The organism is Paraburkholderia sp. USG1 (assembly GCF_031570135.1).
Taxonomy (GTDB): domain Bacteria; phylum Pseudomonadota; class Gammaproteobacteria; order Burkholderiales; family Burkholderiaceae; genus Paraburkholderia; species Paraburkholderia dioscoreae.
In genome coordinates this window covers 53,037-76,043 of record NZ_JAMWXW010000037.1, presented here as the reverse complement: position 1 = coordinate 76,043, position 23,007 = coordinate 53,037, and the positions used below count along the sequence as shown (strand labels likewise).

22 protein-coding genes are annotated in these 23,007 nt (G+C 65.5%); 6 read left to right on the top strand and 16 right to left on the bottom strand.

All coding sequences use genetic code 11. The features are described from left to right. The first annotated feature begins 23 nt into the window (after window positions 1–23). Entirely contained in the window at window positions 24–1,118 is a 1,095-nt protein-coding gene (locus NE850_RS34190) for a beta-propeller fold lactonase family protein (protein ID WP_007176295.1), read from the top strand. A 73-nt stretch (window positions 1,119–1,191) separates the two neighbouring features. On the opposite strand, the gene NE850_RS34185 is transcribed toward NE850_RS34190, so the two are convergent. Continuing rightward, window positions 1,192–3,558, bottom strand: coding sequence for a TonB-dependent receptor (locus tag NE850_RS34185; protein WP_310699973.1), 2,367 nt, complete (start codon window positions 3,556–3,558; stop codon window positions 1,192–1,194). A gap of 219 nt (window positions 3,559–3,777) precedes the next feature. Between NE850_RS34185 and NE850_RS34180 the strand changes: the two genes are divergently transcribed. After that, window positions 3,778–4,788, top strand: coding sequence for a histidine kinase (locus tag NE850_RS34180; RefSeq protein WP_007176297.1), 1,011 nt, complete (start codon window positions 3,778–3,780; stop codon window positions 4,786–4,788). On the opposite strand, the gene NE850_RS34175 is transcribed toward NE850_RS34180, so the two are convergent. The 12 genes from NE850_RS34175 to NE850_RS34120 all read right to left on the bottom strand — a co-directional run bounded on the left by NE850_RS34175 (window position 4,758) and on the right by NE850_RS34120 (window position 16,314). Next, a complete protein-coding gene (locus tag NE850_RS34175) occupies window positions 4,758–5,420 on the bottom strand; it encodes a response regulator transcription factor (RefSeq protein WP_007176298.1) in 663 nt (220 codons plus the stop codon). The two genes, NE850_RS34180 and NE850_RS34175, sit on opposite strands and share 31 nt — an antisense overlap. Window positions 5,421–5,422: 2 nt before the next feature. Beyond that, complete coding sequence (pqqE, locus tag NE850_RS34170) at window positions 5,423–6,655, bottom strand: pyrroloquinoline quinone biosynthesis protein PqqE (RefSeq protein ID WP_007176299.1); 1,233 nt, start codon at window positions 6,653–6,655, stop codon at window positions 5,423–5,425. 4 nt (window positions 6,656–6,659) lie between these two features. Then, complete coding sequence (pqqD, locus tag NE850_RS34165; RefSeq protein ID WP_310699972.1) at window positions 6,660–6,950, bottom strand: pyrroloquinoline quinone biosynthesis peptide chaperone PqqD; 291 nt, start codon at window positions 6,948–6,950, stop codon at window positions 6,660–6,662. Beyond that, entirely contained in the window at window positions 6,947–7,699 is a 753-nt protein-coding gene (gene pqqC / locus NE850_RS34160) for a pyrroloquinoline-quinone synthase PqqC (RefSeq protein WP_007176301.1), read from the bottom strand. Before pqqC ends, pqqD begins: the two co-directional genes overlap by 4 nt. 82 nt (window positions 7,700–7,781) lie before the next feature. Further along, window positions 7,782–8,702 carry a pyrroloquinoline quinone biosynthesis protein PqqB gene (gene pqqB, locus NE850_RS34155; RefSeq protein WP_165187824.1) on the bottom strand — a complete coding sequence of 307 codons (921 nt, stop codon included), beginning with the start codon at window positions 8,700–8,702 and terminating at the stop codon, window positions 7,782–7,784. Further along, complete coding sequence (locus NE850_RS34150; RefSeq protein ID WP_007176303.1) at window positions 8,699–9,739, bottom strand: alpha/beta fold hydrolase; 1,041 nt, start codon at window positions 9,737–9,739, stop codon at window positions 8,699–8,701. Before NE850_RS34150 ends, pqqB begins: the two co-directional genes overlap by 4 nt. Continuing rightward, window positions 9,736–10,302: a cytochrome b gene (locus NE850_RS34145; RefSeq protein WP_007176304.1), complete on the bottom strand. Its 567-nt coding sequence runs from the start codon at window positions 10,300–10,302 to the stop codon at window positions 9,736–9,738. The genes NE850_RS34150 and NE850_RS34145 overlap by 4 nt, the downstream gene beginning before the upstream one ends. A 77-nt stretch (window positions 10,303–10,379) precedes the next feature. Continuing rightward, window positions 10,380–11,225, bottom strand: a complete 846-nt coding sequence (locus NE850_RS34140) for a formylmethanofuran dehydrogenase subunit C (RefSeq protein ID WP_007176305.1) — start codon at window positions 11,223–11,225, stop codon at window positions 10,380–10,382. Then, entirely contained in the window at window positions 11,222–12,181 is a 960-nt protein-coding gene (fhcD, locus tag NE850_RS34135) for a formylmethanofuran--tetrahydromethanopterin N-formyltransferase (protein ID WP_007176306.1), read from the bottom strand. Before fhcD ends, NE850_RS34140 begins: the two co-directional genes overlap by 4 nt. Before the next feature lie 20 nt (window positions 12,182–12,201). Then, window positions 12,202–13,902: a formylmethanofuran dehydrogenase subunit A gene (locus NE850_RS34130; RefSeq protein WP_310699970.1), complete on the bottom strand. Its 1,701-nt coding sequence runs from the start codon at window positions 13,900–13,902 to the stop codon at window positions 12,202–12,204. Next, entirely contained in the window at window positions 13,899–15,275 is a 1,377-nt protein-coding gene (locus NE850_RS34125) for a formylmethanofuran dehydrogenase (RefSeq protein WP_310699979.1), read from the bottom strand. The genes NE850_RS34130 and NE850_RS34125 overlap by 4 nt, the downstream gene beginning before the upstream one ends. Window positions 15,276–15,561: 286 nt before the next feature. Beyond that, complete coding sequence (locus tag NE850_RS34120; protein ID WP_007176309.1) at window positions 15,562–16,314, bottom strand: HisA/HisF-related TIM barrel protein; 753 nt, start codon at window positions 16,312–16,314, stop codon at window positions 15,562–15,564. A 14-nt stretch (window positions 16,315–16,328) separates the two neighbouring features. Here NE850_RS34120 and NE850_RS34115 point away from each other — a divergent pair, with 14 nt between their 5' ends. The 3 genes from NE850_RS34115 to NE850_RS34105 all read left to right on the top strand — a co-directional run bounded on the left by NE850_RS34115 (window position 16,329) and on the right by NE850_RS34105 (window position 19,302). Then, window positions 16,329–17,381, top strand: coding sequence for an ATP-grasp domain-containing protein (locus NE850_RS34115; RefSeq protein WP_007176310.1), 1,053 nt, complete (start codon window positions 16,329–16,331; stop codon window positions 17,379–17,381). Next, a complete protein-coding gene (locus tag NE850_RS34110; protein ID WP_165187832.1) occupies window positions 17,378–18,511 on the top strand; it encodes a hydantoinase/oxoprolinase family protein in 1,134 nt (377 codons plus the stop codon). Before NE850_RS34115 ends, NE850_RS34110 begins: the two co-directional genes overlap by 4 nt. Window positions 18,512–18,711: 200 nt before the next feature. Continuing rightward, window positions 18,712–19,302 carry a kinase aspartokinase/uridylate kinase gene (locus tag NE850_RS34105; protein WP_007176312.1) on the top strand — a complete coding sequence of 197 codons (591 nt, stop codon included), beginning with the start codon at window positions 18,712–18,714 and terminating at the stop codon, window positions 19,300–19,302. A 67-nt stretch (window positions 19,303–19,369) separates the two neighbouring features. On the opposite strand, the gene NE850_RS34100 is transcribed toward NE850_RS34105, so the two are convergent. The 3 genes from NE850_RS34100 to pqqA form a co-directional block, all read right to left on the bottom strand. After that, window positions 19,370–20,113: a (5-formylfuran-3-yl)methyl phosphate synthase gene (locus tag NE850_RS34100; RefSeq protein ID WP_007176313.1), complete on the bottom strand. Its 744-nt coding sequence runs from the start codon at window positions 20,111–20,113 to the stop codon at window positions 19,370–19,372. Between the two features lie 26 nt (window positions 20,114–20,139). Then, window positions 20,140–20,739, bottom strand: coding sequence for a DUF447 domain-containing protein (locus NE850_RS34095; RefSeq protein WP_007176314.1), 600 nt, complete (start codon window positions 20,737–20,739; stop codon window positions 20,140–20,142). A gap of 100 nt (window positions 20,740–20,839) precedes the next feature. Then, on the bottom strand, window positions 20,840–20,914 hold the full coding sequence (gene pqqA / locus NE850_RS34090) for a pyrroloquinoline quinone precursor peptide PqqA (protein WP_013342881.1): 75 nt from the start codon (window positions 20,912–20,914) through the stop codon (window positions 20,840–20,842). Between the two features lie 493 nt (window positions 20,915–21,407). Here pqqA and NE850_RS34085 point away from each other — a divergent pair, with 493 nt between their 5' ends. Next, window positions 21,408–22,907, top strand: a complete 1,500-nt coding sequence (locus NE850_RS34085; RefSeq protein WP_007176316.1) for a form I ribulose bisphosphate carboxylase large subunit — start codon at window positions 21,408–21,410, stop codon at window positions 22,905–22,907. Window positions 22,908–23,007: the final 100 nt, after the last annotated feature.

Genomic DNA, 23,007 nt, shown 5'->3' with positions numbered 1-23,007 from the left:
CGATTTCACTACGGAGTACAACAATGCTGGAGACACGGTTTCGCATCACAACGCCAACACGTTCCCTCGCTTTCGCTGTCGCCACGTTAGCCACTGCCGCTACGGCGATCGCGCTCGCCGCGAGCACGGCTTACGCCGCCGCCCCAATGGCCTACGTAACCAGCGAGAAGGCCGGCGTAGGCGTGATCGATCTGGATCAGATGACGCTCACCAAGACGTTTCCGGTCGGTGCCGACGGCCCACGCGGCCTGAGTCTGAATACAGACGGCACACGGCTTCTCGTGGCCAACAAGAATACCGGCGACCTGGCGGTGATCGACACGGCTTCGGGTCAGGTCGTGCAGCGTGTGAAGATCGGCAAGAACCCCGAATATGTGCGCGTGCACAATGGCCTCGCATACGTGACCTACGAGCCCGGCGAAGACGGCGGCCCACCCGCCGCCAACGCCAAGCCCGGAGCCGACGACGATGACGCCAACAAGCCGCCGGCGCAGATCGCGATCGTCGATATGAAAACCTGGCGCGTGATCCGTTCAGTGACGAGCGGCCACGAAACCGAAGGTATCGAATTTTCACGCGACGGCAACACGATGCTCGTCACCAACGAGGGTGACGACACGGTGTCCGTTTATCACGTCCGCACGGGTGCGCCGGTGAGAACCGTTAAGCTCGTTGCAGGTGGCCGTCCGCGCGGCATCCGCCTGTCACCGGATGGCAAGGATTATGTGGTCACGCTCGAATCGCTAAGCAAGTTCGTGGTGATCGACGCGCGCACGTACCAGGTCACGAAGACTGTCGATACGAAGCTCGGGCCTTACGGGGTAGCGTTCGGGCCGGATGGCAAGCGGCTTTTCGTCGCCGCGGCGCGCGACAGGACCGTTCAGGTTTTCGACGGCCACAGCTACGAGCATGTCGCCGACGTGCCCGTGGGACAGCGCTGCTGGCACTTCAGCTTCACGCCGGACGGCGCGAAGCTGCTGGTGGCGTGCGGGCGCTCCGACGCGGTCTATGTGCTCGACGCGCAGAGCTATCAGCCGATCAAACAGATCGGCGAATTGCCGCTGGCCTGGGGCATCGTTACTTATCCGCATAGCGACGGCTCGATCGAATCGCATTGAGCACGTGCCGCATGTGAGCCGATCGAGCGTCGATCAGGCAAGACGACGCGTCGATCGGCTCACGCCCATCGCGCTACTTCCACGCGTAGCGCAACCCGACCCAGAAACCACGCGGCGCACCCGGCCCAACGAACTGTTCGTTGGTCGCGTTTGCGCCGTCGAACGTATGGTTCGCGCCGTTGAAGAAGTTCTCGCCGAGCGCCCCGAAACTCGCGTAGCGCTTGTCGAGCAGGTTCGTGACGCTCGCGAAGACCTGAAGCTGTTTGGTCACCTGGTACGAAGTATCCAGATCGATCAGCAGATAGCCGGCGATCTTGCCGTTCACGTCCTGGTTGTTTTCGTCGCCCTGCGCATAGACGCCGCCGCGCCAGGTCAGGTTGGTGCCGATGTTCCACTTCGCGGTGGCCGCATAGTCGAGTTGCAGTTTGACGGTGTTCGCTGGGATGCTGGGAATATGGTCGCCCGACTTGACCGTGATGTTGCCGTTCTGATCCGCACTGGAATTGCTTGGGCTGCTTTCGGTCCAACTCGAACGGTAGGTCGCATCGACATAGCTGTAGCTGGCCGTGACCGCGAGCGGCCCGAACTGGCTGTGTCCGGACAGCTCCACGCCTTGCCGGCGCGTGCGGCCGACGTTCTGAAAGAAGCCCTGGTTGCTGGTGGCGCCGTTCGTGCTGATGAATTCAATGTCGTTGTCGAGCGTCGTGCTGTAAGCGGCGGCGCCCCAGGTCGTTGCCTGGCCGATGCGTCCGCGTGCGCCGATTTCAAAGGTCTTCGAGATCACCGGCTGGAGCGACGGGTCCGACACGAAGTCGTTCGGCAGCGAGCAGGGCGCGGACGGATCCGCACAGGCTAATTCGATGGCGGTCGGCGAACGCATGCCTTCGTTGTAGGTGGCATAAGCCGTGAATGCGGAAGTCGGGTTCCAGTTGATGCCGACCGCCGGATTGAAGCGGGAAAACGTATGGTGGCCATCCAGTTGAGGCTGCGTGCCGCTCGAGTCGCCGATCGTGGCGTCCGCCCAGTTGTAGCGTCCGGCCAGCGTCAACGTCCATTGCTTCGTGAGCGACAAGGTGTCCTGCAGATAGATGCCGTAGTTTCCGTTATGCGTTTTCGCCGCGGTTTCCTGCTCGAAATCGCCAATGCCGATCGTCGCGCGTGAAGCGGTGAACACCGCGTCCTGGGAAGATTGGGTGTACCGGGAGTTGGCAATATCCGCGGACACACCGGCGACGAACTGGTTCTCCATTCCTCCGAGCTTGCCGAGCAGCGTGAGTTGCAGGCTGGCGCCATAGCTGTCGGTCGAGACGATCGATTTCTCGTTGGTCGCCTGGGTCGTATCGACGTTGCCGTCGTCGTCCACCGAGCCGAAGTCCGGATTGGTGTTGCTGCTCACATTGTCGTTGCGGAAGTGCCGGTAATAAACGTTGCCGCTCAGTTCGACGTGGTCGTTGAAGTAATGGTCGCCCGAGAGCGTTGCGTACGCGGCGGTGTTCAGATTCTGGTCGGGATAGGTATAAGGCTGCTTCGGATTGCCGAGGAAAGATCGCGGAATGGTTTGCGTGCCGTGCAGGTCGTTGTCCGCGCCGCCTGCCGAGAACGACAGCGTCGTATCGGCGTCGGTATAGCGCAGCTTGCCGAACGCCTGCCGCACGCGGCTGGCATTCTGCTCCGCCCAGCCGTTATCGTTCGCCGCGCTGCCGGTCACGTAGTAATCGAGATTCTGACCAATGGTACCGCCCTGTTCGATCTGGGCGGTCTTGCGGCCCCACGAGCCCACTTGCACCTCGGCCTCGCCGCCGGGGCTCGTCTTGCCGTTTTTCGTCGTGATCGCGAGCGCGCCGCCCAGCGTATTGAGCCCGTAGGTCGGATTCGAACCGGGAATCAGCTGGATCGTGTCGATCGCCTGTTGCGGCAGCAGGTCCCAGTTCACCACGTCGCCGAACGGCTCGTTCACGCGCACGCCGTCCACGAACACCGAGAGGCCTTGCGGTGTGCCGAGCAAAGGCGACGCCGTGAAGCCGCGATAGTTGAGGTTGACCTGATACGGATTGCCCTGCGCATCGGCGATATCGACGCTCGGCAGGTTCTTCGCGAAGTAGTCGGTAAGCGTGCTGCGGTGCTGCTGTTCCAGGTCCTGGGCGTGAACGGTCTGCACATTGGCGGGCACCTGGGAGAGCGGTGTGCCGATGCCGAGAAGCGGCGTGGTGCCGACCACGACGATCGGTGCGAGCTTCACCGTATCGGCGTCCGGACTCGCACCGGCCGGCGCGGCGGACGAAGCCGCTGCTGCTGGCGTGGCTGTTTCGCCCTGGGCCCACACCGAGACCGACAAGCTCGCGAGAGCGCTGCCGAAGCAGAGGGTGAGGCCGGCGCGCCGGCGCAAACGTGGCAAGTCCGGTAAGCGGGATGCGCGGTGCGCGCTGAGCGGCATGTTCATAGTTTTGTCTCCGGCCGGATCGACGCTATCTTCATTAGCGCTACCGCGTTGCGGCGTGCGTAGCGCTTTCTTTCTGTGTGTGCAAAGCTTCGCATACGCCGGCGCGCGAAACCCGGGAGCTTTTCCCGATATCACGGGGAAGCGTTCCCAAACGCGCTGCAACAAACCGTTGCGGGCCGCTGGTCTGAGTAGAATGCAAACGTGACGAATGCAAACGTGATGGCAAGCGATCCCTCGAACCCTTCTTCAGCGCGCCCCGTTCCGCCGCATTCGACGGTGCGGCGCGACCTTGCATGGGTGCTCGCGCTGACGGTGTTCGCCGCCGTGTTGAGCGCGAGGTTCGATTTCAGCGAGCACGCTTACCGCTGGACGCGCGGCCTCGAACGCTTCCAGCTCGACGAATTGCCGGGCACGCTGTGCGTGCTCTCCATCGGCCTCGCGTGGTTCGCATGGCGCCGGTACCGCGAGGCGCGTCGTGAGCTGATCCGTCGTTGCACGCTGGAAGAGCAGGCCGAACGCCTGCTCGCCGACAACCGGCGTCTTGCCAATCAGGCGCTGCAGGCGCAGGAACTGGAACGCCGCCATCTGGCGCGCGAACTGCACGACGAACTGGGCCAGTACCTGAACGCGATCTCGCTCGACGCCGCGCGCATCCGCGATCTGTCCAGCACACGCGAGCCGGAGATCCATCGCGTGTCGCTCGGCCTGATGCAGAGTGCGAGTCACGTCTATCGGCAGATTGGCGGCATGATCCGGCGCCTGAGGCCTATCGGGCTCGACGAGTTCGGTTTGCCGAGCGCGCTGGAGCATTGCGTCGACGGCTGGCGTGAGCGGCTGCCGGACGCATCGTTTTCGCTGACGATCGAAGGGGACTTCGCCGGTCTGAGCGACGCGCTGACCATCACGCTTTACCGGCTCGTGCAGGAAGGGCTGACCAATGTCTCGAAGTTTGCCCGCACTGCGCGCGTGGAAGTGTTCATGGTACGTGCTCCGCGCGAGACGCTAGCGCGGCAGGACGGCAGGCTCGTCGATGAAATCGTCGTCACCATGGCCGACGACGGCCCCGGCGCCGATCTCGACAAGCCGCGCGGCGGACTCGGCCTGATCGGCATGCGCGAGCGGGTCGAAGCGCTCGGCGGCGAGTTTCACGTGGCGAGCAAGCCGGAGGGCGGGTTCCTGTTCTGCGCGCGGGTGCCTGCTCACGCAGGGCTTGCCGAGCCCGTGAACTGAAGCCCGAGGCGGCTCGCCATCTGGGCGAGCTGCACGCCGTTGTCGGCGCCGAACTTCTGCCGGATCACAGACTGATGATTGGCCACGGTCTTCTGGCTCAGCCCCAGTTTTTCGGCAATGCTCGGCAGCGTATACCCTTGCACGAGCAGACGCAGCACCTCGAATTCACGCGCCGACAATTGCCGTCCGGGCGGACCTTCGCTGAACGCATTGCGCAGCGCGAGCGCCTGCGAGATATCCGGGCTCAGATAACCCGCGCGCCGGGCGATGGTGCGGACTGCTTCCACCAGCACGTCGGGCGCGCTGGCCTTGGTCACGTAGCCGAGGGCGCCGGCGTCGAGAGCGCGGCGCACGAAAATCGCCTCCTCGTGCACGCTGAAGATCAGCACGCGCGCGTCCGGCTCGCGCGCCAGCATACGCCGCATTGCTTCGATGCCGCTGGCGCCCGGCAACGAGACGTCCATCACCACCACGTCCGGCCGTAGCGCGCAAAAACGCTGATAGGCCTGGGCGGCGTCGGCTGCCTCGCCGCACACATGCACGTCGGCGTTCAGTTCGAGCAGTCGCCGGTAACCCTCGCGCACCACCGCGTGATCGTCGACGAGCAGGACGGAAATGTCTCCGGCTGTCATGGTCAGCCTCCTGTGCCGCCGTGGCTGCCGGTATCGCCGCTCGCCGCCACGGATGCAGCGGACGCATTAGACGCCAGCTTGCGCGAGTTGGTGTCGTTGCGAAACAGGATCGGCTGCTCGCGCGCTTCGCCTGCGGCGGCCGCGCGCCGTGCCATGTTTACCACGCTCACCACGGCGTCATGCGACGGCGACTTGTCGCAGACCGGGTCGGCGTTGGCCGCGTCGCCGGTGAGCAGATAGGCCTGGCAACGACAGCCGCCGAGGTCGCGTTCCTTTTCGTCGCAACTGCGGCAGGGCTCTTTCATCCACGCGAGGCCGCGAAAGCGATTGAACGCGTCGCTTTCGTACCAGATCTCGCGCAGCGGCGTCTCTTTCACGTTCGGCAGCACGAGTCCCGGCAGACTGCGGGCGGCGTGACAGGGCAGCGCCGCGCCGTCCGGGGCGACGCCGAGAAACACCGCGCCCCAGCCGTTCATGCAGCGCTTCGGGCGTCGCTCGAAGTAGTCCGGCACCACGAAGAAGATCTTGCAGCGCTCACCTTGTGTGCGGCGATAACGTTCGACTACCGCTTCGGCTTCCTCCAGCTGTTCGCGTGTCGGCATCAACTGCGCTTCGTTCCGATGCGCCCAGCCGTAGTACTGCGTGTTGGCGAGCTCCAGGTATTCGGCGCCCATTGCGAGCGCCATGTCGATGATTTTGTCGACGTGCGGCAGGTTGTAGCGATGCAGCACGCAGTTGAGCACCATCGGAAAGCCGTGCCGTTTGATCGAGGCGGCAACGCGTTGTTTCAGATCGAAGGTGCGCGTACTGCTCAGGAAGTCGTTCAGTTCCTGCGTCGAATCCTGGAACGACAGCTGGATGTGGTCGAGGCCGGCGGCCTTCAGATCGCCGAGGCGCTTGTCGGTGAGACCGACACCGGAGGTGATCAGATTCGTATAAAAGCCGAGCTTGCGCGCCTCGCCGACCAGCACTTCCAGATCGTCGCGCACGAGCGGTTCGCCGCCTGAAAATCCGAGTTGCGCGGCACCGAGCGCGCGCGCTTCACGCAGCACGCCGATCCATTGTTCGGTGCTGAGCTCGCGGCTATGATCCGTATAGTCGACCGGGTTGTAGCAGAACGCGCAGTGCAGCGGGCAGCGATAAGTCAGCTCGGCGAGCAGCCAGAGCGGCGGTGCGACTCCGTCCGGAGTCGCCTGCGACTGTGCGGCGCCGGCAGGTTGTGAAAGGTCCGTCATCGCGCTACTCCAGCCAGCCGCGCAACTGCGCGTCGGCAACGAACGCCCGCACGTCGGGACCGAGCCCGGTCGTGCTGAACGCCTGCTCCAGGTCGGCGATCAGGGTGTTCATATCGCGCGTGCCGTCGCAACGTTTGAGAATTTCCGCCGCGCTCTGGTTGAGCTTCACCATCCCTTCCGGGTAGAGCAGGACCTGAGCGTTCTGAGCGGGCTCCCATTGCAGACGAAACAGCTTGCTGATCGTCGGACGATCGGCGGTTTGCGTGGCGCCGCCGGCGCGTGGCAGATCGTTCATTGCGGAAAGGCCTTTTCGATCGAATCCAGCATGGTCCACAGAATGTCGAGCTTGAATTGCAGGATCTCCAGCGCGCGTTCCTGCTGTTCGCGCCGCGTGAAATGATCGAGCGTGACGGCGAGCCCGTGCTCCACGTCGCGTTGCGCAAGCGAAATGCGCGAGCGGAAATACGCGAGACCCGAAGACTCGATCCACGGATAGTGCTCCGGCCAGGTCGCGAGCCGGTCGCGATGAACCTGCGGCGCGAACATTTCCGTGAGCGACGAGCAGACCGATTCCTGCCACGGCGCGCGGCGCGCGAAATTCACATAGGCGTCGACGGCGAAACGCACGCCGGGCGCCACCTGTTTCAGCGACCATAGGTCGTCACGCGACAAGCCGACCGCGTCGCCGAGCCGTGCCCATGTTTCGATGCCGCCTTCCTCGTCGCCGTAACCGTCGTGGTCGAGAATGCGCAGCACCCAGCGGCGGCGCGTTTCGCGATCAGGGCAATTCGACAGCACGGCCGCATCCTTCAACGGAATATTGATCTGATAATAGAAGCGATTGGCGACCCAGCCGCGAATCTGCTCGCGGGAGCAACCGCCGCTATTCATCTTCACATTGAACGGATGATGGATGTGATACGCGGCGCCTTTCGCGCGCAACTGTGCTTCGAATTCTTCGCGGGTCCAGGCCGGGCGCCCGTCGCGTCCGTTCGTTTCCGCGTCCTGCTGCGGTGCCGTGCCCAAGGTATCTTTCGCGTTCATGCTGTCTCCGTTTTGCACTTCGTGACTACGCTTGCAGACTTGCGCTTCATCTCCCGCTTCAGTCTGATTTCATCGCTTCATGTCAGATCTCGAACGTCATTCCGTCATACGCCACTTCAATGCCGTGTTCGGTCAGGATGCGGCGCTCGGGGCCATCCTCGACGAGAATCGGATTGGTGTTGTTGATGTGAATGAGCACCTTGCGGGCATTGTGCGCGCCGAGCGAGTCCAGCACCTCGATCATGCCGCCGGGGCCGGACTGCTGCAGATGGCCCATGTCGGCCGCGGTCTTCTTCGAGAGACCCAGGCGGATCATTTCATCGGCGGTCCACAGCGTGCCGTCGACGAGCAGCAGATCGGCCTCGCGCATCGCCGCGAGCACATGCGCTTCGATTGCGCCGAGTCCGGGCGCGTAGAACACGCGCTTGCCGGTCTGCCGGTTCGTGATGACAAGTCCGATGTTGTCGCCGCGCTGGGGTGCGTTGCGATGCGGCGAATAGGGCGGCGCCTTGCTCGATAGCGGCAGCGCGTCGATCTGCACGCCGTTGAGCGCATCTACGGTCAGCGGCACGCCGTCGAGCGCGATACGCCGATGCTCGACGCCGCAATAGTGCGAGAGGATCGGCGCAACCGGAAAACCGCTGCACAAGTCTTGCCATACCGCATCGGTCGCATAGAGCGGCAGCGGCGTGTCGCGTTCGCGCAGCATCAGCAGGCCGGTCACGTGATCGATCTGCGCGTCGATAACCAGCACCGCGGCAATGCCGCTGTCGCGCGCGCGGCGAGCCGGCTGCAATTCCGGGTTGGCGGCGATCTGCGCGAGCAGATCGGGCGACGCGTTGACGAGCAGCCAGTCCTCGCCGTTCGCGCTCACCGCGATCGACGATTGCGTGCGGCGTGTTGCCTTTATCGTGCCGTGCCGCACGCCGTCGCAATTGCGGCAATTGCAGTTCCATTGCGGGAAACCGCCGCCCGCCGACGAGCCGAGTACCTTGATCTTCATGCCGCGCGGCGCAGAACGCGCCCCTCGTCGTGAGTGGTTGGGAGGAACATCATCGCGAGTGCTGCGGCAACGCGTTCGTGCAGCTTCGGGTCGCTCGCCAGGTGGCCGGCGCGCACGTATTCGACGCGTGCCGCGGGAACGGCACGCACGAGGCGTCGCAGATTGTCCGGCGGGCACACCGGATCACGCGAGCCATGCACGGCGACGAGCCGCACGCCTGCCGCGGCGGCGCCGCGCGCCAGCGAGAGCAGACGGGTGTCGCCGAGCCAGCAGCGATGCATGAGGTAGTGAGCCTGAATCCGGTACTTGCCGATCAGCTTGCGCGTGTCTTGACGCGAACTTCTTGCGGGCGAGCGTGAGCGGCGTGAGGTGGCACTGGCGAGCACGGCATTTTCATAGCCGCGCCATGCGAGCGCGAGTGCATGCTGTTGCGCCTGGTTCGCGTTTCCGCCGCGTTGCAACCGGGCATGGCAGCATGCCAGCAACGAAGCGGGCCGGTCGCACTGCGCGGCCGCACACAACTGCGCCCATGCGCGCGGCGCGCGTTTGCGCGCCGTGACGAACAACCCGCGAACCTCGCGCGAGGAAGTGAGAAACAGGCCACGCATCACCACGCCCGTCACAGACTGCGGATGCCGGCCGGCATAGGCGAGCGCGAGCGCGGCGCCCCATGAGCCGCCGAGCACGCCCCAGCGTTCGACGCCGAGCCGGACACGGATCGCTTCGATATCTTCGATCAGCCGGTCGGTGCGGTTATGGCGCACGCTGCCGTGCGGCGTCGAGGCGCCGGTGCCGCGCTGGTCGATCAGCACGACCCTGAAGCGCGTCAGATCGAAGAGCCGCAGTGCGCCAGGCTGACTGCCGCTGCCCGGACCGCCGTGCAGCACGACCACCGGCACGCCGTCAGCCGCACCGGCTACGGTGAACGACACGCGATGCCCATCGCGCGTACGCAGCGCGTCGACCGTCAGCGGCGCTTGTGGTGAAGCGTGCCGTGCCCCTGGCGTTGACCCGGAACTTGAGGCGCGCCGCATCATGGCAGCATCCTCGCCAGCAGATTGTCGCGGTCGATCAACTGATGCTTGAGCGCGCCCGCCACGTGCAGCACGATCAATACGATCAGCGCATAGCCGATCGCCTGATGAAGGCCGAAGAAGAGTTCGCGCAAACCTGCGTCGTCCCAGCCCCACTTCGGCAGCGGGAGACCCCAGAAGCGCGTCCCGTAGCGGTTGAACGACGAACCCAGATAGCCGCACACCGGCATCGCGACCATTGCCACGTATAAAAGGCCCTGCGTAGTGCGCGCGGCGGCGCGTTGCCACGGTCGCATCGGCGGCAAGGGCGGCCGGTTGAAGGCCACACGCGCCATGATGCGCAGAAGCACCAGCAGGAAAACCGTCAGTCCGACCGACTTGTGAAGGTTGAGCAGCGTCGCCTTGAGCGGCATCCCCTTCGGCAGTCCGACCATATAGAGTCCGAGCGCAAGCAGGCCGATGATGCCGAGAGCAATCAGCCAGTGCAGCGCGATCATTACGCCGGCATAGCGCGGCGCGGGCGCTTCGGCGCCCGGCGACAGGTGGGAAGAATGCGCTATCGTCATGCTGTCTCCTTCGTTATCCGGTGTTTCTGTCGAACACCGTTTGACGGGCTGTTTTGCGTGCCATCCGGTTCCGGCGACTAACTCACGACCAGTATTTCCCCTCGTCCGTCGACCGCGAGATCGCCCGCGTGGCGCGTCGGCAAACTCGCCGTGCGCCACTGCGAAAAAGGCGCGATTTCAATGGCGAGACTGCGCACGAGGAGCGCCCAGAACACGTCGAAACCGCGGCCGCCTTCGGTGAACGTCGGCGGCAAGTGCGCCGGCCGCTGGGCGAGCAGGAGCGTGCCGCGCCTCATACCGTACGCATAATGCGCGCCGAGTTGACCGCCGATACCAATGGTGCCCGCCACCAGTCGCGACGCGGCAAAATCGCCCGCGTTGCCGCCGACCAGCACGAGGCCGCGGCGCATGCGATCGGCAAGCCGTGCACCCGCGTTGCCATGAATCGTCAGCGTGCCGCCCGTCATGCCTTCCATGTCGCCGGCGAGCGCGCCGGCGGCGAAATCGCCGCTATGGCCGGTCACCGTCAGGCGGCCGCCGCGCATTTCGCACGCTGTGAAATGTCCGGCGTCGCCTTCGATGTGCAGCATGCCGCCCGCCATCTGGAAACCGCTGTAGTCGCCGGTCGAACCGTGAACGACGAGGTGCCCGTCCGTCATCCGTGCACCGACGCGGTCGAGCCACGGCTCTGCGTTCTCGAACACCAGGGTGGCGCCGGCGTGAGGCGCTTCGGAGACATCGGCGGCTTCATTGCGTGACACGTGGAATATATCGCCCACGATACACCTGTCGTTGCCCGCGGGCAGGACCATGCGCTCGATGTCCGCCACGCTCATCGCCGCGAGCGGCATCGGCAGCAGGGAGGAAGCGTCGACCCGGAAACCCGGCGGCGTTTTCACGCGCAGCGTTGTGCGTTGACTCATGCGCGGCTCCCGTCGAGGCCGGCTGCGAGGCTGTGAAGATGGAAGTGGTAAGGCCCCAGCTTGCCGCCGTAGTTGCCCGCCGAAATCCGCAGCAGGCCGGCCGCGCGTCCGAGCCCGGTGGCCGCGCCGATACCCGCGGTCATGGCGGCGCCCACGTCCGTATCCGTGAGCCCGTCGATCACGATTTCGAGCACGCTGCCGACTTCCGCGCTCAGTTCGCTGTGCGCCGAGAGACCCGTGAGCGTGGGGCAGAACGCGTCGTTGGTGGATGCGCTCGCGCCTTTGTATTTCGAGCCGACCTTCGAACCCGAGCGCACGACGCCGCCCGGGAACGGCATGATCACGTTCGGCAGCCTGCGCATGGCGGCGACCGCGGCCTCGGCGGCGGCGAGTGCGGCGTCGATATCGCGCGCCAGCAGAATCAGGTTGCCGCCGCCCACGGCTTTGACGGTGAGCGCAGTGTCTTCGCAGACGAACTCGCCGTCCATCACCGGCACGCGCCAGTAACGCGTGTCGCCGAGCATCTTCGAGATCTGCCAGCCGTCGCCGAAAAAGCGCAGACCACTGCCGAGCGACGCCCGGTCGGACAGCGGCGCGCGGCTCGTTTCGGCGTCGATGCCGCCGTACACAGCGGTGGTCGGGCAGGTGAGCACGCATTGCCCGACGCGCCGTTCGATCTGTTTGGCCAGTTCCTTCGACGAGACCGCGAACAGCAGTACCGTCACGCCCGGCCGGCCATCGGGCGTTTGCCCGGCCGGCAGCATGCGTTCGACGCCCGCTTCGCAGCCGCAGCCGATCACCGAGGTGGCGAAACCCGTCAGCGAGTTGGCGGCGTTCATCGCCCAGGCCGGCGTATGGGCGGTGATGACGAGCCGCGTCGCCTTCATCGGAAAGGCTTCCGCGAAGGTGGCGTCGATCGTGGTGCCGTTGATCTGCAGGGTCGCCGGTTCGCTCATTGTGTGCGCTTCGCCTTTGCTCAGCCGTTCGCGAGACATTCGACCGGCAGCAGTCTGCCGCCGCGGCAGCAGTTGCAGATCTCGTCGTCGCCGATTGCGGCATGCGCGAAGTTGTTCGCGAGATTGGCGTCGCTGTAGGCACGCAGCGTCTTCTCGATGCCCCGGTCGAAGTCGGGCGAAACGAAATGGATGCCGCCCGTGGGCGTGGCGACGAGCGTGCCGTCGCGCGCGACCAGTTCGCCGTCCTTGAACACATAAGCGGGCGACGTAAACATCCGCTCGCGGTCCGCGTCGTCGCGATAGACGGCAATGTCCGCCGCCGCGCCGACGCCCAGATGGCCCCGGTCGCGCAACCCGAGCAGGCGTGCCGGGCCGGCGCGCGTGATGATGGCGATTTCGTACAGCGAGAACTCGCGTTGCAACTGCGGCAACGCGCTCGCCACCTGTGCGTCGGCATTGAGCTTCGCGAGTTGCTCGCCGCGAAACGATTTGTCCATCAGCAGGCGGATCAGATGCGGATAGCTCGTGAACGGACCGCCGTTCGGATGATCGGTGGTCATCGCGACGCGCCACGGGTCGTCGATCAGCAGAAAGATCTCGAGGCCGATGATCCACTGCAACGCATTCACGTAGCTCTGCTCGCGATAGCGGAACGGCACCACGCCGCAGCCCGCGTCGCATTCGATATCGCCGATCACCCATTTGTGCGGACGCGCGAGCGGCGTGTTGCGGAACTGCATCATGGTGTCACCCGATGCGGTGACGGTCTGCCCGAAGATGATCTGTCCGACGTCGATCGACACGTTCGGCCGCGCGTTCACCGCTTCGGCGATCTGCCGCGCGCCCGACGAAAACTTTTGCGGACCCTCGGTGCCATAGCTATGAAACTGGATATGCGTGAGATGGATCGGCAGGCCGTCGGCGGCATCCATCGTGGCGATCGTCGAATCGATGTTGCCGGGCACGCCGAGATTGCTCGCATGCACATGTAGCGGATGCGGCACGCGCAGTTCGGTCAACGCGCGCGAGAGGGTGTGCAGCACCTCGCGCGGCGTGATGCCGTAATGCACGTGCGGCTCGTCCACGTTCAGCGAACGCTGGTTGAACTTGAACGCCGAGATGCCGCCGGGATTGACGACCTTCACGCCGAGCGCCTTGCTCGCATGAATCGTCCAGCCGATGTAGTCGCGCAGCCGCTCGAAGTCGTCGCGCGCGGCGAGCATCTGCAGGAACAGTTCGTCGTTGCCGAGCATCACGTACGCGCCGTGATCGATGATCGGCGTGTCGCCCATTTCGAGGTGCGTGTGGCGCGCGTTGGACGGCATCATGGCCGGTTCGAACGCGGCCGTGTAGCCCATTTCGGCGTAGCGGTAGCCGGTTGCGAGCGTGCCGGGCGTGCAGACTCCGCACGACGGCAGCCGCAGATAGCGGCCGTTCGCATCCTGCACCGATTCGTAGGCGGCGTCCCGCACACGGTCGTCGCGATGATCCTCGGGCAGCAGCAGGCGCGAAAGATTGGTCTTGCCGCCGCCGATATGCGAGTGCATGTCGATGCCGCCTGCCATCACGATCATGCCGGTGGCATCGTATTCATGGTCGGCCGGCGTACCGGCGGGCACGTCGACAATGCGGCCGTCGCGGATCGCCAGGTCGCGGCGCTCGCCGTTCACGCCGTTGGTGGGATCGAAGAGCGTGCCGCCCTTGAGCCGGATCAGACTCATGGCTGCACCTGTGCGGCGGGTTGGGCGTGGAGCCGCTCAGCCAGTCGCGATGCGATCGCCGCCACTGACGGCAGCGCCGCACCGCGTGCGGCAGCGAGCGGCATCACGACCGAGCCGTCGACGCGAAACAGATGTCCGCCGCTATCGATGCCAGGCGTGGCGACGGGAATGAACACGGTGGCGCCGCCACGCGATTTCGCGGCCTGCGCTAAAGCGGGATGGCCGAGCACGATCGCCGGTACGTCTTCGGCGAGCGCTTGCGGCCAGGCCGGCGGCGCGAAGCTGGCGACCCACAGCAAGGCATCGATCTCGCCCTCGGCGAGCAGTCGGGCCGTGCGGTAGCGATACGGATCGTAGTCGAGCGGCGCCGTGCCGGCGATGCGTGCGGGCGTGGAGACACGAGTACGGAGCGGCAGACCCGAAAGCCAGGTCACGGTCTGATTGACGGTCAGCGCGCCGTCGTCGCCGCCGAGCGCGAGACAGCCGGCGCGTACGGTGCGGTTGGCCGCCTTGACGATCCGGTTCAATGCTTCGATCAGCAGCGTGGCGTGCGGGCCGGGCAGCGCCGCAGGTTCGTAGACGAGCACGGTGTAGTGCGCGGCGGCGATGCGTGCCTGTAGCGTGGCAAGCGCTTCTGCTGCACCCGTGCTGTCGTCCTGCAATGCGCCAGGCTCACGGCCTTCGCTAAGTGCGGACCAGAGCGCGAGCGTGTCGAAAGGATCGGCGTCCGGCAGGAGCGCTTCGATTCGCGCATTCGCCAGGCTGCTCGCCGCCGGGTCAGGTGTGCAGCCGACGAACACCAGGTCGCGTTGCTGCTGCGTGCCTTCCAGCGTACGCGCGAAGAAACGCGGGTAACGCTGCGACGGCCGGCAGCCGAAAAACACCAGCAGGTCCGCACGTGAACGCACTTCGGACAGCGTCGTGAAGAACGACCCACGATCCTGTAATGGCAGCGTGGCCGCGCTCATCGCATCGCCGTGCAGATGATCGAGAATGGCGCCGCAGCCAGCGGCGAGCGTGTACAGCGCACGGGTGCCGGCAACGTCCGTGGTCAGCGAGCCGAACAACGGGCGGCGTGCCGAGGCAAGTATCCGCGCCGCGCTCGCCAGTGCGGTATCGAGATCCGCGTCTTGACCATCGACGCTGTTGCCGCACTGCGCATCCGCACTGCCATAGCATGCGAGCGCTTGCGCGAGGCGCGGGCATTCGGTATCGGGCACCGCGAGCGTGGCGTCTTCGCGCGACTCGACGACGAGGTCGTCGCATAGCAGCGGGCAGAACGGACAGATCCAATCGCGCGTAACCGGCGAGGCGGGCGCGCTGGTCGCGGCCGACGGGCTCGTGGACGATGGATCGATGGACGAGAGGTGCATGGCCGCACTTTTAGCAAGCTCCATGCCGATCCGGATGCATGGCGATGGTGCGGGTGTGCGGCGAATGGTGCGCCGCTCATGTGGCACTGCGCTTAAAGGGATCGATACGGCCGCCGTTTGCGCGATGCGCCGCATCTGCCCAGCCGAATCGGCGTCACGCCTGCCGGCTGCGCCGCACAGGTTGTGTGTCAATCTGGAGCAGAGTGTCACGAACTGCCACATCAGCTTGCCGTTCGTTTACATCCACACCCTCTCCGACGTTTGGCATGGAATTTGTATGGCTCGCCTATGTGGATTCGATGAGCGGCGCGCCGATTTGCCGATCATGCAGCGCGGACGCGACGAGCCACGCAGAAGCACCGCTGCGGGCCGCTGCCGCAACATCGTCGCGATGGCGAATGCCGCCCGCTCCGATCACGGCGGAATGCGCGGGAGCAACGGCACGAATGCGTTCGACCGTGGCGAGATCGGGGCCGTCGTAGCTGCCCACCTGATCGAGCGTCATTGCGATCACTCTTCGAGGCCACCACGCGGAGGTGCGCTCGAATGCGGTGGCGGTGAGTAGTTGGCCGGTGCGGTGGTCGAGCGAAAGGATCGGCGAGAGACCGGCGGCTTCGGCGGCGCGCAGCGCGTCGATGTCGCGCAGCGACTCGGTGCCGAATACGGGCACGAGGGTCGCGAGATCGTGCGGAGCAGGTTGGCTGTTGCTGTTGCGCTTGCAGGTTGCTTCGATGCGTTCGAACAGCGAATGCATCGAGGTGTAGTCGGCATAGCCCGCGTCGAGCCAGATGTCAGTGCCGGGCAGGGCGGCACGCAGTGCAGCGAGCGTCTCGACATGAGCGCCTTGCTGAAGGATCGCGCCGAGGTCGGCGATATAGAGCGTTCGTGCGCCGCTTGCCGCAAGCAGCGCACGGGCGATGTGAAGCGGCTCGCTGGTGGCGGCGAGCGACGAGCGGATGGGCCGATAGGCCGTTCGTTCGCCGCGCACCGCGCGCACCACGTGGCCGTCGAGCAGATCGAGAACCGGTATCACCTGCATAGGGGCGCGTTCCTTTGACCAAGATCTTTGTCTACGAGTATCTCACCGGCGGCGGCATCGACCCGGCACATGCCGGCGCGGCGAGTCTCGCCGACCTGAGCGCGCTGATAGTCGAAGGCCGGGTGATGCGCGACGCGCTGGTGAGCGACTTGCGTGAGCTCGACGGCGTGGACGTGAGCTTCGCGAGCTCGCGCTTCGAAACCGTCGACCCGGCGCTTGCTCATTGTAGGGCCGCGCAAGGCGAGTCCATGACGGCCTTCGTCGCACGGGTGGCGCGCGAGCACGATTACGCGTGGATCATCGCGCCGGAATGCGACGGCTTGCTGCTCCACCTATACGACGCGGTGGGCGCGGCGCGCTGGCTCGGCTGCGCGAAAGAAGCGATCCGCGTGGCGTCGAGCAAGAGCGCCACGGCGGCGTTGCTCGCGGCGCAGGGTATCGCCACGACGCCCGCGATCGAACCCGGACAGTCCGACGAACTGCCCGGCGAGCGTTGGGTCGTGAAACCGGACGACGGCGCGGGCGGCCTCGATACCTTCGTGTTCGACAATTTCGCCGACGCCTGCGCCGAATACGATGCACGCGCGGCTGCCGCGCGCAATCCGGTGCTGCAGGCCTGGGTCGACGGCGAGCCGCTCAGCCTTTCGCTGATCTGCCGTGCCGACGGTGTGGAACTCATCAGCATCAACCGGCAGCAAATCAGCTTGAGCGCAAACGACGCGTCGCAGCGGCAACCGCGCATTGTCGAATTCGACGGCGTGACGGTCAATCAGATCGATCTGGCCGGCGATCAGGGGCGCTTGCTTGGCGCGCTGGCACAGCGCGTCGCGAAGGCGATGCCGGGCTTGCGCGGCTTCGTCGGCATCGACGTGGTGTGGCATCCGCTGCGCGGGCCGGTCGTGATCGAGGTCAATCCGCGCCTGACCGTGGCGTATGCGGGCCTGTCCGGGGCGCCGGGCGGCGAACTCGCACGCACCCTGCTCGCGGCGCACGGGGTGCGCATCGGGCGATCCGGGCCGGCGGCGCGCAGCCGTGGCGCACAGTCTGCCTGTGGAGCCCAGCCGTGAGCACCGCGCGCGTCAAGCATGCAAGTCCCGCGACTCAGGATAGCGGGCCGGTGTTCGGCTGGGATGTGGGCGGCGCGCATGTGAAGGTGTCGATGGCCGATGCCGGCGGCACCGTGCTCGACATCGCGCAATGGGCGTGTCCGCTGTGGCAGGGGCTCGACCATCTGGAGCGAACCATCGACCTCGTCTTCGAGCGCTGGCCGCTCGCGCAGAGCCACGCCGCGCAACACGCGGTGACGATGACCGGCGAGATGGTCGACCTTTTCGAGGACCGCGCGCAAGGCGTGCGGGCGATCGCCGCCGCGCTGGCAGAGCGGCTCGGGCCGCGGCTCTGCTTCTACGCCGGCGACGCCGGCTGGCTCACGGCGCAGACCTGCGCGGCCGGCTGGCGCAGCGTCGCCTCGGCGAACTGGCTGGCGACCGCGCGCTGGGTGGCGACACGCGTGCCCGATGCGCTGCTCATCGACATCGGCAGCACGACCACCGACATCATTCCGCTCGCGGGCGGCCGTGTCGTCGCGCGCGCCGCGACCGATGCCGGGCGGCTCGCCACGGGCGAGCTCGTGTACCAGGGGGTGGTGCGCACGCCGTTGTGCGGTGTCGCGCAGCGCATCGAATTCGCCGGGACGGCCGTCAACGTGATGAACGAATGGTTTGCGACCACGGCGGACGTCTATCGGCTCACGGGTGAACTGGCGCCGCAGTACGACCTGTATCCGTGCGCCGACCAGGGGCCGAAGACGGAAAGCGCAAGCCGCACGCGGCTCGCGCGGATGATCGGCCGCGATGCTCATGAAACGGATCCCGCCGAATGGCGCCGGTTCGCGCTGCGCTGGCGCGAACTGCAACTGCGCGAAATCGGCGTCAATCTGGCGCGGGTGACGGCGGCGCACCCTGAACTCGCCGCCGCGCCGCTGGTGGGCGCAGGCTGCGGACGGTTTCTCGCGGCGGCGCTTGCGCGCGAAGAGGCGCGCGGCTACATCGATTTCGGCACGCTGGCGAGTGTGCCGGCGAGCCGGTCGGACCGGGCTGCGACGTGCGCGCCGAGTGTGGCGGTGGCGTTGCTGGCGGCAACGCGCTACGACGAAGCCGCTGATGAAAACTGTAGAGCGGCGTCGCGGGCGGCTTGACGCGAACGGACGCGGTGCAGCGCAGGTTGTCGCGCGAGGCGGCAAAGAGCGGTTGTTGGACGCGACGGAGCATGCAGACGGGCAGGTAATCGGGCGAACGAAGCGGGCAAACGGGCAATCGGGCAATCGGGCAATCGGGCAGGCGGGCAATCGGGCAGGCGGCAGGTCAATGCAGTTAATCGGAAACGAGGACAACGGTCATGTGGGTGGTCAAGATCGGGGGCAGCCTGAGTCACGAGCCGACGCTGCGCCACTGGCTCACCGAGCTATGCGAAGTGGGGGGCGGGCGCGTCGTCATCGTGCCCGGCGGCGGTGATTTCGCGGACAAGGTGCGGCAATACCAGAGCGAGTGGCGCTTCGACGATCTCGCCGCGCACAATATGTGTCTGCTCGCCATGACGCAATACGCGATTCTGATGCAAGGGGTCTTGCCTGAACTCGTACTCGCCTCGAGCGAGGCGAAGATCCGCCGCGCGCTGCGCGACGGCCATGTCGCCGTGTGGGTGCCGACCGCGTTGATGCGCGACACGCCGGACGCGATGAGCAACTGGGACACCACTTCCGACAGCCTCGCCGCGTGGCTCTCGACCATGCTCAACGCCGAGCGGCTGATCGTGGTGAAGTCATGTCCGATCGCCGAGGACGAGCGGCTCGAAACGCTGGCCGCCTCGGGCGTGGTCGACCGGTGTTTCGTCGACTATGTGAACGAGGCCAATTACGTGGTCGAACTGTTCAACAAGGACAATGTCGCGTTGATGCGCGACCGGCTGTTGAATACGCCGGTTAGCTAGCGTTTTGGAGCGTGCGTTGCATGTCGCCGGTTGTGCGGTGACATGTAATGGTATGCATGGGCAAGCATCAAAACCGCGCCGCGCCCGAGGCTCGCGCGTCCGCCGCCGCGACCGCGCCACTGACCTCGCCCGACGGACGGTGCAGCGCGGCGGCCCATTGCGCGACGCGCTGCGGATCGAGCCGCGAGCGCCGTCCATCGACACATAGCGCGGTGCGAAAACCCGCCACGTCCGGCGCGAGCGCACGGATCTGCTCGAACTGCGCCCAGCCGAGCGAGCCGGCAATGCCGCTCATCGCGCCGCGCTCGCGCGTGATCCGCAACCATTGGGCGAGCGTGTCGCCATCCACGTGGTCGAACAGCGTGCTGCCGTCCTTGCCGGCGGTATCGAACATCAGGCCCACGAAGCCGAGCGTGGCCGCGTAGGCAACCAGCTCGCCGTCCATCCCGCCGTCGCATAGCAGCACCGGCACGACCGCTGCCGGCAGGTTGGCCAGTTGTTCGAGGCAACGCCGTGCGGCCGGTCCGGGCGTCACGCCCACTTTTACATAATCGATGCCCGCGTCGCTCACTTCGATAACGCGTGTCGCGATCTCGTCGAGCGCATCCGCCGGTACATCGCCGATCGTGGCGCTGATAGGCTTGACCGGGTAATGGGCGCGCAGCCGGCGCGCGATCTGCGTGATGTCGCCGATCGACAAACCGCCGAGCGCACCCGCGTTCGGCTCCTTCAGGTCGATCAGTTCGGCGCCGGCCTGGGCGGCGTCGAACGCCTCCTCATCCGAGCGGACGCTCGCGAGCAATGCGGTCATCGATATTCTCCGAAAGACGGGAAAAACTAGTGGGACACGAGTTCGGCGGCCGAGCCGCCGGACGCTGCGAGATTCTCGCGGTGCCGCGCGATCGCGGCGGTGAGCCAGTTCCAGGCGGTGAGTTCGGCCTCGCCCGCCGTTTTGTCGATGGCGATCTGCAGGTAGGCCATTTCCCGGTCCACCTTGTCGGCGGGCAGCATGAACAGCCGGCTGACGAGAATCGCGCCTTCCACCACCGCCGCCTGGGCGCGGTTAAAGCCGCCGAACGGCGCATGGTTTTCGCGGTGCACGCATTTCATGCGCAGCACCGGGCGCTCCTTGTCGTCGCGCAGGTCGTCGAGTTCGAGTTCCGCATGCGCGAGCGATTCGGCGAGCCTGACGCTCGCCACGCGGCTCGCCGCGAGCGTGGGCCAATCGGTTGCGTAATGCGTAACGCAGCCGGCAAAGATACGGACGTCCGTGGTGAAGTTCAGCACCGCTGCGCGCGACGCCGCGATATTGTCGAGCGTCACGGACGGACGAAAAGGCGAGAGGATGACGAAGTCGCCCTCGTAACGCGCTCCCATTGGCGCGATGTGAGGACGGCCATCGCACGCTGCCGTGGTGACGATCGTTTCGTGGATCATGGCTGGGAACGCGTGTCCTGGCAGCGCCGAAAGGCCGGCCGTCTAGCTAGGGATTACACAGCAATCCGCAGAAGGGCCGCGTCTCGCGGCCCGTGCGGGCTTAACGCGTAGCGATATACATCGTGATTTCGAAACCAAAACGCATATCGGTGTAGCTCGGAGTGGTCCATTGCATACGTGTTTCCTCCAGGTATTGATACAGCGTTGCGCCGTCGGCCCGGCGTGATGCCGGACTTCATTGGCGTGGGTTACTACGCAAGCTCCATGCCGGGTATTCGGCGACACGGCGTGGATAGCGCACTGACGCGCCGCAATACAGCGTTTGCCGAATTGCGCCGGCGCGGCCACCGGGCGCGCGGCACGATGCGGTTGCACCGCGCACTGTTCCGGGAATGCAGCAAAGTGTTCCATGACGGGCGAAGGCAGCCGCTTCTGTCACGCGATGCTTGCAATTCCCATGCAGATCATTGTCTACCGATCGAAAGCGCACGTGTTGAAAATTCGCTTCGTGAACTGCGTTTTCGTGATCCGCGTTTCGGTGAACGATAACGGATCGGTTAAGTCTGCCAAATAAAATCGTGAATTCTCAATGACTGCGTTCATGCCTACAGTGCACACAAGCGCTTCGTTCTTCCGGCAGCGCGCCTGTTCACTCTCGAGGATACGTCATGAACGATTTCAGTCAACCGGTGATCGATTCCATACACAAGCCGCGCGACGCGGGGAACCCTCGCGAACGGTACGCCGCGGGCGTGATGAAGTACCGCGAGATGGGCTACTGGCAGCCCGATTACACGCCCAAAGATACCGACGTGATCGCGCTCTTTCGCATCACGCCGCAGCCCGGCGTCGATCCGGAGGAGGCGGCGGCGGCCGTGGCCGGCGAATCGTCGACGGCAACCTGGACCGTGGTGTGGACTGACCGGCTGACCGCGTGCGACATGTACCGCGCGAAAGCCTATCGGGTCGATCCGGTGCCGGCCTCGAACGCAGGCGAACCGCAATATTTCGCGTACATCGCCTATGAACTGGATTTGTTCGAAGAAGGGTCGGTCGCCAACCTGACGGCGTCGATCATCGGCAACGTGTTCGGCTTCAAACCGCTCAAGGCGCTGCGTCTCGAAGACATGCGCATACCTGTTGCTTATCTGAAGACCTTCCAGGGGCCGCCGACCGGAATCGTCGTCGAGCGTGAACGGCTCGACAAGTACGGACGGCCGCTGCTCGGCGCGACCGTCAAGCCGAAACTGGGTTTGTCGGGCAAGAACTATGGCCGCGTCGTGTACGAAGGATTGCGCGGCGGGCTGGATTTTCTGAAGGACGACGAGAACATCAACTCGCAGGCGTTCATGCACTGGCGCGACCGTTTTCTGTTTGCGATGGAAGCGGTGAATCGCGCGCAGGCGGAGACGGGCGAGGTCAAGGGCCACTACCTGAACGTGACGGCCGGCACGATGGAGGACATGTATGAGCGCGCCGAATTCGCGAAGGAACTGGGTTCATGCATCGTGATGATCGATCTGGTGATCGGCTGGACCGCGATTCAGTCGATGGCGCGCTGGGCCCGCAGGAACGACATGATTCTGCATCTGCATCGCGCCGGGCACAGCACCTATACGCGGCAGCGCAACCACGGCATTTCGTTTCGCGTGATCGCGAAGTGGCTGCGCATGGCGGGCGTCGATCACGCGCATGCGGGCACGGCGGTGGGCAAACTCGAAGGCGATCCGCTTTCGGTGCAAGGCTATTACAACGTGTGCCGCGAATCGCACAACGAGGTCGACCTGTCGCGCGGGATTTTCTTCGACCAGCCGTGGGCCGGTCTGCGCAAAGTGATGCCGGTGGCCTCAGGCGGCATTCACGCGGGACAGATGCATCAACTGCTCGATCTGTTCGGCGACGACGCGATCCTGCAGTTCGGCGGGGGCACGATCGGCCACCCGGCCGGTATCCAGGCGGGCGCGGTGGCGAATCGCGTCGCGCTCGAAGCGATGGTGAAGGCGCGCAACGAGGGCCGCGACATCGTTCACGAAGGGCCGGACATTCTCGAAGCCGCGGCACGCTGGTGCACGCCGCTCAAGCAGGCGCTCGATACGTGGCGGGACGTGACCTTCAACTACGCGTCCACCGACACGCCGGATTTCGCCGCCACGCCGACCGCGGCGTGAGCGGCGGGCATTCAGGATTTTCAGGGCGGGTTCGACCGCAGTGCAGCCGCACTGCGCGGGAGACTGCTGGCGCCGTTCCGAACGCTGCATTCATCAACGA

Bases quoted from the DNA above. Each gene is read 5' to 3' on its own strand.
- NE850_RS34190 (WP_007176295.1), top strand. From the start codon at position 24: ATGCTGGAGACACGGTTTCGCATCACAACGCCAACACGTTCCCTCGCT.
- NE850_RS34185 (WP_310699973.1), bottom strand. From the start codon at position 3,558: ATGAACATGCCGCTCAGCGCGCACCGCGCATCCCGCTTACCGGACTTG.
- NE850_RS34180 (WP_007176297.1), top strand. From the start codon at position 3,778: ATGGCAAGCGATCCCTCGAACCCTTCTTCAGCGCGCCCCGTTCCGCCG.
- NE850_RS34175 (WP_007176298.1), bottom strand. From the start codon at position 5,420: ATGACAGCCGGAGACATTTCCGTCCTGCTCGTCGACGATCACGCGGTG.
- pqqE (WP_007176299.1), bottom strand. From the start codon at position 6,655: ATGACGGACCTTTCACAACCTGCCGGCGCCGCACAGTCGCAGGCGACT.
- pqqD (WP_310699972.1), bottom strand. From the start codon at position 6,950: ATGAACGATCTGCCACGCGCCGGCGGCGCCACGCAAACCGCCGATCGT.
- pqqC (WP_007176301.1), bottom strand. From the start codon at position 7,699: ATGAACGCGAAAGATACCTTGGGCACGGCACCGCAGCAGGACGCGGAA.
- pqqB (WP_165187824.1), bottom strand. From the start codon at position 8,702: ATGAAGATCAAGGTACTCGGCTCGTCGGCGGGCGGCGGTTTCCCGCAA.
- NE850_RS34150 (WP_007176303.1), bottom strand. From the start codon at position 9,739: ATGATGCGGCGCGCCTCAAGTTCCGGGTCAACGCCAGGGGCACGGCAC.
- NE850_RS34145 (WP_007176304.1), bottom strand. From the start codon at position 10,302: ATGACGATAGCGCATTCTTCCCACCTGTCGCCGGGCGCCGAAGCGCCC.
- NE850_RS34140 (WP_007176305.1), bottom strand. From the start codon at position 11,225: ATGAGTCAACGCACAACGCTGCGCGTGAAAACGCCGCCGGGTTTCCGG.
- fhcD (WP_007176306.1), bottom strand. From the start codon at position 12,181: ATGAGCGAACCGGCGACCCTGCAGATCAACGGCACCACGATCGACGCC.
- NE850_RS34130 (WP_310699970.1), bottom strand. From the start codon at position 13,902: ATGAGTCTGATCCGGCTCAAGGGCGGCACGCTCTTCGATCCCACCAAC.
- NE850_RS34125 (WP_310699979.1), bottom strand. From the start codon at position 15,275: ATGCACCTCTCGTCCATCGATCCATCGTCCACGAGCCCGTCGGCCGCG.
- NE850_RS34120 (WP_007176309.1), bottom strand. From the start codon at position 16,314: ATGCAGGTGATACCGGTTCTCGATCTGCTCGACGGCCACGTGGTGCGC.
- NE850_RS34105 (WP_007176312.1), top strand. From the start codon at position 18,712: ATGTGGGTGGTCAAGATCGGGGGCAGCCTGAGTCACGAGCCGACGCTG.
- NE850_RS34100 (WP_007176313.1), bottom strand. From the start codon at position 20,113: ATGACCGCATTGCTCGCGAGCGTCCGCTCGGATGAGGAGGCGTTCGAC.
- NE850_RS34095 (WP_007176314.1), bottom strand. From the start codon at position 20,739: ATGATCCACGAAACGATCGTCACCACGGCAGCGTGCGATGGCCGTCCT.
- NE850_RS34085 (WP_007176316.1), top strand. From the start codon at position 21,408: ATGAACGATTTCAGTCAACCGGTGATCGATTCCATACACAAGCCGCGC.